This window comes from Pantoea sp. B_9 (assembly GCF_008632015.1).
Classification (GTDB): Bacteria; Pseudomonadota; Gammaproteobacteria; order Enterobacterales; family Enterobacteriaceae; genus Pantoea; species Pantoea dispersa.
This window is the reverse complement of record NZ_VWVL01000009.1, coordinates 110,074-122,231: the sequence shown is the minus strand read 5'-3', so window position 1 is coordinate 122,231 and position 12,158 is coordinate 110,074. Positions and strand designations below refer to the sequence as shown.

Here is a 12,158-nt window from a genome sequence, read left to right as displayed (position 1 = left end):
GGTTCACTTCTGCCCATCGCTTACTGCAGCAGCGAAATGTCCGCCACCTGCAGGAACAGCTCGCGCAGTTGCGCCAGCAGCGTCAGGCGATTGATACGCACCGCTTCGTCATCGGCATTCACCATGACGTTGTCGAAGAAGTTATCCACCGCTTCGCGCAGCTGCGCCAGCTCCACCAGGGCATCCTGATAGCGGCCTTCCGCAAAGTACGGCTGCAGCTTGTCGCCCAGCGCGGTGACAAAGGTCGCCAGCTGAATTTCAGCGTTCTCTTTCAGCAGGGACGCCTGCACGCTGTCGTTCAGGGTTTCGGTGGCTTTCGCCAGGATATTCGACACGCGCTTGTTAGCCGCCGCCAGCGCCGAAGCAGCTTCCAGCGTACGGAAGTGCGAAACCGCCTTCATACGTGCATCGAAATCGGCCGGACGGGTTGGACGACGCGCCAGCACCGCCTGAATGGTGTCAACGCTGTGGCCCTCTTCCTGATACCAGGCGCGGAAACGGCCCAGCATGAAGTCGATGACATCATCGACCACATTGGCGTTGCTCAGCTTGCTGCCGTACAGGCGCACCGCTTCTTCCGTCAGGGTTTGCAGATCGAGCGGCAGGTTCTTCTCAACGATGATACGCAGCACGCCCAGCGCGGCACGACGCAGCGCAAACGGGTCTTTATCGCCTTTCGGATGCTGTCCGATGCCGAAGATACCGGCCAGGGTATCCATTTTATCGGCAATCGCCACGGCGCAGGCCACCGGGCTGGACGGCAGATCGTCACCGGCGAAACGCGGCTGGTACTGCTCGTTAAGTGCGACCGCCACATCTTCCGCTTCGCCATCGTGGCGCGCGTAGTGCATGCCCATCACACCCTGGGTGTCGGTGAACTCGAACACCATATTGGTCATCAGGTCGCACTTCGACAGCAGGCCGGCGCGCGTGGCGTGATTGACATCAGCGCCAATCTGCGCGGCAATCCAGCCGGCCAGCGCCTGAATACGGTCGGTTTTGTCACGCAGCGTACCCAGCTCTTTCTGGAACAGCACGGTTTCCAGACGCGGCAGGTTATCTTCCAGACGCTTTTTGCGGTCGGTGTTGAAGAAGAACTCGGCATCGGCCAGACGCGGACGCACCACTTTTTCATTACCGGCAATGATCTGCTGCGGATCGCGCGATTCAATGTTAGTGACAAATATGAAGTTGGGCAGCAGCTGGCCGTCTTCCGCGTAAACCGGGAAGTACTTCTGATCCCCTTTCATGGTGTACACCAGCGCTTCAGCCGGTACCGCGAGGAACTTCTCTTCAAACTTCGCCGTCAGCACCACCGGCCACTCCACCAGCGAAGCCACCTCTTCCAGCAGGCTGTCGCTCAGGTCGGCTTTACCGCCCAGCTGCTGCGCGGCGGCTTCGGCATCGGCTTTGATTTTGGCTTTACGCGTGGCGTAATCGGCGATCACTTTACCGCGCTCCTGCAGCAGCTGCGGATACTGATCGGCGTTGCCCAGCGTCAACTCCGGCTCGCCCATGAAGCGGTGGCCGCGAATGACGCGATCGGACTGAATACCGAGGATGGTGGCCGGAATCAGCTCATCACCCAGCAGCAGCGTCACGGTGTGCACCGGACGCACGAACTGCACGTCGCTGGCACCCCAGCGCATCAGTTTTGGAATCGGCAGCTTGCTCAGTGCGGTCGCGACCATCGCCGGCAGCAGCGCCTGCGCGCTTTCGCCTTTTACCGCAGCACGATGCACCAGCCACTCGCCTTTGTCAGTGCTGAGACGCTCAGCCTGCTCTACGGTGATGCCGTTGCCACGTGCCCAGCCTTCTGCCGCTTTAGTCGGCTTGCCTTCGGCATCAAACGCCGCAGCGACGGCCGGGCCGCGCTTTTCTACTTCGCGATCGGGCTGCGCGGCCGCCAGCTGTGCCACTTTCAGCGCCAGACGGCGCGGTGCCGCAAACCAGCTGACGTCGCCATGCGCCAGACCGGCACTGTCGAGCTCAGCGGTAAAGTGCGCAGCAAAGGCTTCTGCCAGGCTGCGCAGGGCTTTCGGAGGCAACTCTTCGGTGCCAATTTCCACCAGGAAAGTTTTATCGGTCATGGCTGCCTCTTACTTATTACGGTTACACATAGGGAAGCCGAGCGCCTCGCGGGAGGCATAATAGGCTTCCGCCACGGCTTTCGTCAGGGTGCGAATACGCAGGATATAGCGCTGGCGCTCGGTTACCGAGATCGCTTTGCGCGCATCAAGCAGGTTGAAGCTGTGCGCGGCTTTGAGAATGCGCTCATAGGCCGGCAGCGGCAGCGGTTTTTCCAGCGCCAGCAGCTGCTGTGCCTCTTTTTCATACTGCTCGAAGCAGCTGAACAGGAAATCGACGTCGGCGTACTCAAAGTTGTACGTCGACTGCTCCACTTCGTTCTGGTGGAACACGTCACCGTAGGTGGTTTTGCCGAACGCGCCGTCGCTCCAGGTGAGATCGTACACGCTGTCCACGCCCTGGATGTACATCGCCAGACGCTCCAGACCGTAGGTGATCTCGCCGGTCACCGGCTTACACTCCAGGCCGCCGACCTGCTGGAAGTAGGTGAACTGCGTGACTTCCATGCCATTCAGCCACACTTCCCAGCCGAGTCCCCAGGCGCCCAGCGTTGGGTTTTCCCAGTTATCTTCGACGAAGCGAATGTCATGCACGCCAGGGTCGATACCGAGCTCTTTCAGCGATCCGAGGTACAGCTCCTGAAGGTTGTCCGGGTTCGGCTTAATCACCACCTGGAACTGGTAGTAGTGCTGTAAACGGTTCGGGTTTTCACCGTAGCGGCCATCGGTGGGACGACGCGATGGCTGCACGTAGGCGCTCGCCATCGGCTCTGGCCCGAGAGCACGCAGGCAAGTCATAGGGTGAGAAGTGCCAGCGCCCACTTCCATGTCCAGCGGCTGGACGATGGTGCAGCCCTGACGCGCCCAGTAATCCTGCAAGGTCAGGATCAGGCCCTGAAAGGTCTTGGTATCAAACTTTTGCATGTTGAATTCGCACGCGATACGGGTGGATTTAAAAAGAGTGCGACAGTATACCCTTTGACCGCGCATTGTGCAGCCGGAAATCCTGGCGCAGGCGGGTGCGGTTGTGCAGCGGTTAACAGAGAGCTCCGAAATCCAGGCTGCGGGGGTTGTTGGCCCGCTGTGCACTGGCTACCCTTCTTCGCACGGAGTACGCACGAGGAAGCCATGTCGCAAAAAATCTGCTGGATTGATAACTTACGCGCGGTCGCCTGTCTGATGGTGATCGTCATTCACACCACCACCTGGTACATCACCGGACCGATGGCAGTCACCGGACCCAGCTGGGACGTCGCCAATCTGCTTAACTCGGCTTCGCGCGTCTGCGTGCCGCTGTTCTTCATGATTTCCGGTTATCTGTTCTTTGGCGAACGCAGCGCGCAGGGCCGCCATCTGCTGCGCATTGTGCTGTGCCTGCTTTTCTACAGCGCCGTCGCGCTGGCCTACATCACCTGGCTGACGCCGATCAGCGAAGGCCGATCGCTGCTGAAGCTGTTGCAGAAGCCGGTGTTCTACCATCTGTGGTTCTTCTTCGCCATTATCGGCATCTACCTGCTGTCTCCGCTGATTCAGGTGAAAAACGTGCCGCCGCGCTATGTGGCGCTGCTGGTGCTGATCCTCGCGGTGATCGCTAATCCGAACACCGTCAGCCAGTCGCTGGGTCCGTTCCACTGGCTGCCGGTCAATCTGTATGTCAGCGGCGACTCGATTTACTACCTGCTGTACGCGCTGCTTGGACGGGCGATTGGCGTGATGGATACCGACAGGCGCGGCATCAGCTGGCTGGCCGGGCTGAGTTTTATCGCCTGCGTCATCGGTATCGCGCTCGGCACCAGACAGATGCTGAAGATTAACGGCGCGTTTAATGACACCTGGTATCTTTACTGTGGCCCACTGGTGTTTATCGCGGCGATAAGCCTGCTGGTGCTGTTTAAAAATGTGCTGAACCACCGGCCGCTGCCGCTGCTGGCGACCATTTCACGCTATTCGCTGCCGATTTATGGTTTCCATGCGCTGTTCATTCACTATCTGCGTACCCATCATTACGACGATATGTCGCGGCCGTGGCTGGATCTGCCGTGGGTCTTTGGCGTAACCCTGCTGGGCAGCCTGCTGCTGGCGATGCTGCTGAAACGCGTGGACAAGCATCATCTGGTGAGCTGATCGTCCCAGCGCTGCCGGGCGCGACGCAGCTGGCGTGCCGAGGAGAAGCCGGCGGCCAGCGCCGCTTTCTCCGCCGCTTCCCCCTGCTGCTGGCGCTGGCGCGCAATCACCAGCCGCAGCTGCTCGTGGTATTCCCGCACGCTGATACCCAAATGCTGGCGAAACAGGCGCGTCAGATGGCGCTCGCTGACGTGGGCGCGTTCGGCCAGCGCGCTCAGCGACCAGTCATGTTCCGGATGTGCAATCATCGCGTCCTGCGCGCGATGAATCGCCGGATGCAGATGATTACGATAACGCAGCCACGGCGACAGTTGCGGATCGTCACCCGAGCGGCGGAACCACACCACCATCTCCCGCGCCACCGTTAGCGCCTGCCGCGCGCCGCACAGACGGTTGATCAGGTGCAGCGCCAGATCGATACCCGCAGTAATCCCCGCACTGGTCCAGATGCCGGCATCTTCCACAAACACGCGGTTGTCTTTCACCAGCGCAGCCGGCGCGGCAGCTTTCAGGCGCGGCAACACATCATGGTGCGTGGTGCACTGTACGCCATCCAGCAGGCCAGCCTGCGCGGAGAGCAGCGCGCCGGAGCAAATACACACAAGTGTAATGCGCCGCGAATGAATCGCGCTGCGTTGCTGGCGCAGCCAGTCGCGCGCCTGCCCGGCAGCCCCGGTATCGAACCAGATGCGGGAATCGAACACGCCGGGCACAATCAGCAGGCTGTTATCGGGTAGCGTGGCGGGCAGCGGTGCAATATCCGCAATGGTCATGCCGGTCGAGCAGGTGACGCTCGCCTGCGGGCCGATGTAGTGCAGCGCAAAATGTCCGCCCGCCAGCTGCAGCGTCTCTGCCGGCCCGGTGAGGTCGAGCGCCATGACGCCCGGCAGGACAAGAAAATAGACGGGCTGCGGCATGGTGGGTTCCTCAGGCGATGAAGGGTAACGATGGGCGAAGATGCGCAGCCAAATCCGGCCACGTATCTTCAGCGATTTTTCCCATCATACCCGACTCTGTCAACGCCTTGCGACCTCATCCGGCCATGCGTAAGCCAAATCAGGACATCAGTGGTAACAACTGCTGGTATAGCTGCGCAAAGCGCGCACGGCGCGGCTGATAAGCCTGATGCTGCGCGGCGTCCGGCTGATGGCGCTGCACTAACGCCGGTGCCGGCCATTCGCTGGCCGGGTCCACCGCCAGCTGCGCCAGGCGCGCGGCACCGAGCGCCGGCCCCACCTCGCCGCCGTGACAATAATCCAGCGTCAGGCCGCTGATGTCCGCCAGCATCTGCCGCCAGTACGTGCTGCGCGCACCGCCGCCAATCAGCATCACCGTGTTGGGCAGTACGCCACACTCATGCACCGCATCCATGCCTTCCGCCAGCGCAAAGCCCACGCCTTCCAGCACCGCGCGCGCCAGTTCCGGCCGGCCGTGCTGGTGCGTCAGGCCAAAGAAAGCCCCCTGTGCCTGCGGATTATTGTGCGGCGTGCGCTCGCCGGAAAGATAAGGCAAAAACCACACCGGCGTGGCCTGCGCGCTGGCGCGTTCAGCTTCGGCCAGCAGGTGCGGCACATCATCGCAGCCGGTCAGCGCAGCGGCCCAGTCCAGACAGGCGGCGGCACTCAGCATCACCGACATCAGATGCCAGCGCTGCGGCAGCGCATGACAGAAACTGTGCACGGCGCGTTGCGGATTGCTGAGATAGCCTTCGCTCACCAGAAAATAGACGCCGGAGGTGCCGAGCGACAGCATGCCCTGCCCTGGCTCAACCATGCCAACGCCCACGGCACCAGCTGCATTGTCGCCGCCGCCGGCCACCAGCGGCACCGGCTCCATCCCCCAGCGCGCCGCAATTTCCGGCAGCAGCGTGCCGGTAATCTGGTTGCCTTCAAACAGCTGCGGCATGTGGCTGCGGTTCAGTCCGCACGCCGCCAGCATTGCATCGCTCCAGTCGCGCTGTGCCACATCCAGCCACATCGTTCCCGCCGCATCTGACATATCGGTGGCGAAATCGCCGCTCATCCGCCAGCGCAGATAATCTTTCGGCAGCAGCACTTTTGCTACCTGCGCAAATATCGCCGGTTCATGCTGCTGCACCCACAACAATTTGGGCGCGGTAAAACCCGGCATCATCAGGTTGCCGGTAATCTGACGTGACGATGGCACGCGCTGCTCCAGCTGGCGACACTGCGCGCTGCTGCGCCCGTCGTTCCACAGTATCGCCGGACGCAGCACCTGATGCGCGGCGTCCAGCAGCGTCGCGCCGTGCATCTGGCCGCTAAAGCCGATGGCGCTGACGTGGCGTAAATCGTGCTGCTGCGCCAGCGCCTGCATGGCACTATCGGTGGCCTGCCACCAGCTTTCGGGATCCTGTTCGCTCCATAGCGGCTGCGGACGCGTCACCTGCAGCGGCGCGCTGGCCGTTGCCTGAACCTGGCCGTGCGCATCCAGCAGCGCCACTTTGACGCCGGAGGTGCCTAAATCGATCCCGATAACCATGCTTCGCTCCCGATGGATTAGAAATTATACAGATAGTGATTCACCAGATTTTCCAGCTGCTCCTGGCGTCCGCTGCGATGCTGCGGATTGAGTTGCTGTTGCTGAGCATGCGCCGCCAGCGAGGCAAGAGAAAACTCGCCTTTCAGAATTTGCTGACCGAACTCACCATTCCAGCCGCTATAGCGCTGCGCCACACGCTTATCCAGCTCACCATCGCTCACCATACGCGCCGCCACTTTCAGCGCCAGCGCCATGGTATCCATCGCGCCGATGTGGCCATAAAACAGATCGTATTTGTCGGTGCTCTGGCGCCGTACTTTGGCATCAAAGTTTAAGCCGCCGGTGGTGAACCCGCCCGCTTTGAGGATCTCGTACATCACCAGCGCGTTTTCTTCGACGCTGTTCGGGAACTGGTCGGTATCCCAGCCGCACTGGCTGTCACCGCGGTTGGCATCGACCGAACCGAAGATGCCCAGCGCAATCGCCGTCGCAATTTCATGATGGAAAGAGTGACCCGCCAGCGTGGCATGGTTGGCTTCCACATTCACTTTGATCTCTTTTTCCAGGCCAAACTGGCGGAGGAAACCGTAGACCGTCGCGACATCAAAGTCATACTGATGTTTAGTCGGCTCCTGCGGCTTCGGCTCAATCAGCAGCATCCCCTGGAAACCGATTTTATGCTTGTGCTCCACCACCATCTGCATGAAGCGCCCGATCTGCTCGCGCTCCTGCCGCAAATCGGTATTCAGCAGCGTCTCGTATCCTTCGCGTCCGCCCCACAGCACATAGTTTTCACCGCCCAGCGTCTGCGTCGCCTGCATCGCGCTGCACACCTGGCTGGCTGCCCAGGCGAAAATTTCCGGATCCGGGCTGGTCGCCGCGCCAGCCGCATAGCGGGGATGCGTAAAGCAGTTCGCGGTGCCCCACAGCAATCTGACGCCGGTTTCCTGCTGTTTTTCCAGCAGCTTATCTGTCATTACCGCCAGGTTTTCCTGGTAGCTGCGCAGCGAATCACCTTCCGGTGACACATCGACATCATGGAAGCAGTAATAAGGCACGTTGAGTTTGTAAAAGAACTCGAACGCGACATCCGCTTTGAGCTTCGCCAGCTGCAGCGCATCGCCATTTTTCTGCCACGGGCGATCAAAGGCCCCCACGCCGAACATATCCGCCCCGTTCCAGCAGAACGTGTGCCAGTAACAGGCGGCAAAACGCAGGTGTTCCGCCATGGTTTTACCCAGAATCACTTCCTGCGGATTGTAATGGCGAAACGCCAGTGCGTTAGTGGTATTGGCCCCTTCATAACCAACGCGCTCAAGCTGGTCGAAATAAGCGTGCATGTTGTGCTCCTTAGCATCAGACCCGAATGGTCAGCAGTGAAGCGTTATTTTGCGGAGGCGTAAGCGTTCAGCTCAATTACGATATTTCACACTGAACTTAAGATAATTATTATTTGTGCGACAGCTCGCAAATCCATGTATTTAATTACATCGCGTGCCGGCGCGCAGCGCCGCTGCAAGATTTAACAGATGGCCGCGTAAAATTTCGATCGCGCTCAAAGAATCACAAATAAACAAAAAAACGTAATAGCAGGATAAAAATCAGTAATTGATGTTGTTCACGTCGCGGGGCAACAATTCATCCGCCCTGGTTCATAGCCTTACAACGACAATAGCCTCAACCTACAGGATGACCATGATGAAAATGAGACACACGCTGTTAGCCCTCAGCGCTGCACTGGCCCTGTTCAGCCACGCCGGGCTGGCGAAAGAAGTGAAAATCGGTATGGCGATCGATGATTTACGTCTGGAACGCTGGCAGAAAGACCGGGACATTTTTGTCAGCCAGGCGGAAAAGTCTGGGGCCAAAGTATTTGTCCAGTCGGCCAACGGCAATGAAGAGACGCAAATCTCGCAGATTGAAAATATGATCAACCGCGGTGTCGATGTGCTGGTCATCATTCCTTATAACGGTCAGGTATTGAGTAATGTGGTGGCCGAAGCGAAACGCGAAGGCATTAAAGTCCTCGCTTATGACCGCATGATTAATAATGCCGACATCGATTTTTATATCTCGTTTGATAATGAAAAAGTCGGCGAACTGCAGGCCGAAAGTCTGGTTAAACAGGTACCTAAAGGTAACTACTTTTTGATGGGTGGATCGCCGGTGGATAATAATGCACGTCTGTTCCGTGCCGGCCAGATGAAAGTGTTAAAACCTTACATCGATAACGGCAGCATTAAAGTGGTGGGCGATCAGTGGGTTGATGCCTGGCTGCCAGAGAATGCGCTGAAAATCATGGAAAACGCGCTGACCGCTAACAGCAACCACATTGATGCCGTCGTTGCCTCCAACGATGCCACCGCCGGTGGGGCCATTCAGGCGCTGAGCGCGCAGGGACTGGCGGGCAAAGTCGCCATTTCCGGTCAGGATGCCGATCTCGCCGCCATCAAACGCATCATGAACGGCACGCAAACCATGACGGTGTACAAACCCATCACCGAACTTGCCACCGAAGCGGCAAAAATTGCAGTGGAACTGGGCGATGGCAAAACGCCCGCCAGCAACAGCAAGCTGAATAATGGCCTGAAAGAGGTGCCGTCGCGCCTGCTGAAGCCGATTCCGGTCAACAAAGACAACATCGAAAGCACCGTAGTGAAAGACGGCTTCCATAAACAGAGCGAACTCTAAGCGCCTGAAACGCGAAGGAGCAGATCGATGCTGCTGGAAATGAACAACATCACCAAGCGTTTCGGCGCGGTGAAAGCGCTGGATGCCGTCAGCCTGCGGCTCGAAGCCGGTGAAGTCATGTCGCTGTGCGGTGAGAACGGCTCGGGCAAATCGACGCTGATGAAAGTGCTGTGCGGGCTTTACCCGCACGGCGAATTTGACGGCGAGATTCGCTTTGCCGGCGATCGCATCGAGGCGCAAACCATCCGCGACACCGAGCGCAAAGGCATTGTGATTATTCATCAGGAGCTGGCGCTGGTGCGGCAGCTTACGGTCATGGAGAACATTTTCCTCGGTGCCGAGCTGGGTCGCTTCGGTATGGTCGATGATGAAACCATGACGCTGCGCTGCCAGCAGCTGCTGGAGCGGGTCAAACTTAACGTTTCGCCTGCCACCAAAGTTGGCGAGCTCGGCCTCGGCCAGCAGCAGCTGGTAGAGATCGCGCGGGCGCTGAATAAGCAGGTGCGATTGCTAATCCTCGATGAACCGACCTCGTCGCTCACCGAAGAGGAAACCGAAGTGCTGCTTGGGATTATCACTAACCTGCGCGAGCACGGTATTGCCTGCATCTACATCTCCCACAAGCTTAATGAGGTCAAAGCGATTTCGGACACCATCTGTGTGATTCGCGATGGTCAGCACATCGCCACACGGCCAGCGGCCGGGCTGAGTGAAGATGACATCATCACGATGATGGTGGGTCGCGAGCTCACCGCACTCTATCCGCACCAGCCGCACGAGATCGGCGAAACGGTACTGAAAGTCGAAAACCTCACCGCCTGGCATCCGGTCAACCGCCATGTGCGCCGCGTTAATAATGTGTCGTTCAGCCTGAAGCGCGGCGAAATTCTCGGTATTGCCGGGCTGGTGGGCGCAGGACGCACCGAAACGGTCCAGTGCCTGTTTGGTGTCTGGCCCGGTCGCTGGCAGGGCGAAATCTGGATTGATGGCCAGCAGGTGAAGATCGACGATTGCCGGGCCGCGATTGCGCACGGCATCGCCATGGTGCCGGAGGACCGGAAAAAAGATGGCATCGTGCCACTGATGGGCGTGGGGAAAAACATCACGCTGGCCGCGCTGGATCAATACAGCCATCGCTTCTCCACGCTGGATGAAGCCCAGGAGCAGCAGGCGATCAACGATGCTATCCGCCGTCTGCGTGTCAAAACCTCCTCACCCGAGCTGGCGATTGGCCGCCTCAGCGGTGGTAATCAGCAAAAAGCGATCCTCGCCAAATGCCTGCTGCTCAATCCGCGCATTTTGATTCTGGACGAACCGACGCGCGGCATCGACGTCGGCGCTCGCCAGGAGATCTATCTGCTGATTAACGCGCTGGTGCAGCAGGGCATCGCGGTGATTGTTATCTCCTCTGAACTGCCTGAAGTGCTGGGTCTGAGTGACCGCGTATTGGTGATGCACGAAGGGCAAATCAAAGCCGATTTGATTAACGACAACCTGACTCAGGAGCAGGTCATGGAAGCTGCCCTGCGGAGCGAACATTATGCTTAAAACTGAAAGTAGCCAGAGCCTGTCCGGTACCCCGGGCAAGCCAGCGCCGGGCAAGTTTCCGCGCTTCAATCTGCAGGTGCTGGTGATGCTGGGAGCGATTGTGCTTATCGCTCTGTTCTTCACCTGGACCACCGACGGTGCCTGGCTTAGCCCACGTAACGTCTCTAACCTGCTGCGCCAGACCGCCATCACCGGCATCCTCGCGGTGGGCATGGTGTTTGTCATTATCTCGGCGGAGATCGACCTTTCCGTCGGTTCGATGATGGGCCTGCTGGGCGGTGCCGCGGCCATCTTTGACGTCTGGCTCGGCTGGCCGCTACCGCTGACCATCGTGGTAACGCTGGTGCTTGGCCTGTTGCTGGGCACCTGGAATGGCTGGTGGGTCGCGTACCGTAAAGTGCCCTCGTTCATCGTCACGCTGGCGGGCATGCTGGCGTTTCGCGGCATTCTGGTTGGTATTACCGATGGCACCACCGTAGCGCCAACAACGCCGGCGATGTCGCAGATCGGGCAAAGCTATTTGCCGGGCGGTGTTGGCTTTGGCTTCGGCTTCGCCGGTCTGGCGCTGTTTATTCTCTGGCAATGGCGGCTGCGGCTGCGTCGCCAGCAGCTGGGGTTATCACAACCAGCCGCCAGCGGCACGGTGGCACGCCAGGCGATTACCGCTGTTCTGGTGCTGGGTGCCATCTGGTTACTGAACGATTACCGCGGCGTGCCGACACCGGTCCTGCTGCTGGCACTGCTGCTGCTCGGCGGCATGTTTATGGCCACGCGCACCGCCTTCGGACGACGGATTTACGCCATCGGCGGCAACATTGATGCAGCGCGCCTGTCGGGCATCAACGTGGCGCGCACCAAGCTGGCGGTGTTCGCCATCAACGGCGTCATGGTGGCTATCGCCGGCCTGATCCTCAGCTCACGTCTGGGTGCTGGCTCGCCCTCGGCGGGCAATATTGCCGAACTGGACGCCATCGCTGCCTGCGTGATTGGCGGCACCAGCCTGGCGGGCGGCGTCGGTTCGGTGGCCGGTGCGGTGATGGGCGCCTTCATCATGGCGTCTCTGGATAACGGCATGAGCATGATGGACGTGCCGACCTTCTGGCAGTACATCGTCAAAGGGGCGATTTTACTGCTGGCGGTGTGGATGGATACGGCCACGCGCCGCCGGGTGTAATCGCGTGGGCGATCACAATGTGGCGCAAACAATTT

General features: G+C 59.5%; 9 protein-coding genes. 4 read left to right on the top strand and 5 right to left on the bottom strand.

What is annotated here, in order from left to right:
- Nucleotides 1–20: 20 nt before the first annotated feature.
- Together glyS and glyQ are read right to left on the bottom strand one after the other, a co-directional pair.
- Entirely contained in the window at nucleotides 21–2,090 is a 2,070-nt protein-coding gene (gene glyS, locus F3I21_RS21445; protein ID WP_150059704.1) for a glycine--tRNA ligase subunit beta, read from the bottom strand.
- A gap of 9 nt (nucleotides 2,091–2,099) precedes the next feature.
- Nucleotides 2,100–3,011 carry a glycine--tRNA ligase subunit alpha gene (gene glyQ, locus F3I21_RS21440; RefSeq protein ID WP_021506863.1) on the bottom strand — a complete coding sequence of 304 codons (912 nt, stop codon included), beginning with the start codon at nucleotides 3,009–3,011 and terminating at the stop codon, nucleotides 2,100–2,102.
- Between the two features lie 204 nt (nucleotides 3,012–3,215).
- On the opposite strand from glyQ, the gene F3I21_RS21435 reads away from it, so the two are divergent.
- Nucleotides 3,216–4,211 (top strand): acyltransferase, encoded by a 996-nt coding sequence (locus F3I21_RS21435; RefSeq protein WP_058775591.1) that lies wholly within the window; start codon nucleotides 3,216–3,218, stop codon nucleotides 4,209–4,211.
- Here the strand turns inward: F3I21_RS21435 and F3I21_RS21430 are convergent.
- The 3 genes from F3I21_RS21430 to xylA form a co-directional block, all read right to left on the bottom strand.
- A complete protein-coding gene (locus F3I21_RS21430) occupies nucleotides 4,196–5,128 on the bottom strand; it encodes a GlxA family transcriptional regulator (RefSeq protein WP_150059703.1) in 933 nt (310 codons plus the stop codon). The two genes, F3I21_RS21435 and F3I21_RS21430, sit on opposite strands and share 16 nt — an antisense overlap.
- A 139-nt stretch (nucleotides 5,129–5,267) precedes the next feature.
- Entirely contained in the window at nucleotides 5,268–6,710 is a 1,443-nt protein-coding gene (xylB, locus tag F3I21_RS21425) for a xylulokinase (protein ID WP_150059702.1), read from the bottom strand.
- Nucleotides 6,711–6,727: 17 nt separating this feature from the next.
- Entirely contained in the window at nucleotides 6,728–8,050 is a 1,323-nt protein-coding gene (gene xylA, locus F3I21_RS21420) for a xylose isomerase (protein WP_058775593.1), read from the bottom strand.
- A gap of 358 nt (nucleotides 8,051–8,408) precedes the next feature.
- Here xylA and xylF point away from each other — a divergent pair, with 358 nt between their 5' ends.
- Genes xylF through xylH form a run of 3 tightly spaced genes read left to right on the top strand, consistent with a single transcriptional unit; the run spans nucleotide 8,409 to nucleotide 12,123 of the window.
- The gene (xylF, locus tag F3I21_RS21415) at nucleotides 8,409–9,401 is read left to right on the top strand and encodes a D-xylose ABC transporter substrate-binding protein (RefSeq protein ID WP_058758164.1); all 993 of its coding nucleotides are present in this window, start codon (nucleotides 8,409–8,411) and stop codon (nucleotides 9,399–9,401) included.
- Nucleotides 9,402–9,428: 27 nt separating this feature from the next.
- Complete coding sequence (locus tag F3I21_RS21410) at nucleotides 9,429–10,949, top strand: xylose ABC transporter ATP-binding protein (protein WP_150059701.1); 1,521 nt, start codon at nucleotides 9,429–9,431, stop codon at nucleotides 10,947–10,949.
- Entirely contained in the window at nucleotides 10,942–12,123 is a 1,182-nt protein-coding gene (xylH, locus tag F3I21_RS21405) for a xylose ABC transporter permease XylH (RefSeq protein ID WP_058758166.1), read from the top strand. The genes F3I21_RS21410 and xylH overlap by 8 nt, the downstream gene beginning before the upstream one ends.
- Nucleotides 12,124–12,158: the final 35 nt, after the last annotated feature.

Excerpts from the sequence above, each read along its gene's own strand:
- glyS (WP_150059704.1), bottom strand. The coding sequence starts at position 2,090 with ATGACCGATAAAACTTTCCTGGTGGAAATTGGCACCGAAGAGTTGCCT.
- glyQ (WP_021506863.1), bottom strand. The coding sequence starts at position 3,011 with ATGCAAAAGTTTGATACCAAGACCTTTCAGGGCCTGATCCTGACCTTG.
- F3I21_RS21435 (WP_058775591.1), top strand. The coding sequence starts at position 3,216 with ATGTCGCAAAAAATCTGCTGGATTGATAACTTACGCGCGGTCGCCTGT.
- F3I21_RS21430 (WP_150059703.1), bottom strand. The coding sequence starts at position 5,128 with ATGCCGCAGCCCGTCTATTTTCTTGTCCTGCCGGGCGTCATGGCGCTC.
- xylB (WP_150059702.1), bottom strand. The coding sequence starts at position 6,710 with ATGGTTATCGGGATCGATTTAGGCACCTCCGGCGTCAAAGTGGCGCTG.
- xylA (WP_058775593.1), bottom strand. The coding sequence starts at position 8,050 with ATGCACGCTTATTTCGACCAGCTTGAGCGCGTTGGTTATGAAGGGGCC.
- xylF (WP_058758164.1), top strand. The coding sequence starts at position 8,409 with ATGAAAATGAGACACACGCTGTTAGCCCTCAGCGCTGCACTGGCCCTG.
- F3I21_RS21410 (WP_150059701.1), top strand. The coding sequence starts at position 9,429 with ATGCTGCTGGAAATGAACAACATCACCAAGCGTTTCGGCGCGGTGAAA.
- xylH (WP_058758166.1), top strand. The coding sequence starts at position 10,942 with ATGCTTAAAACTGAAAGTAGCCAGAGCCTGTCCGGTACCCCGGGCAAG.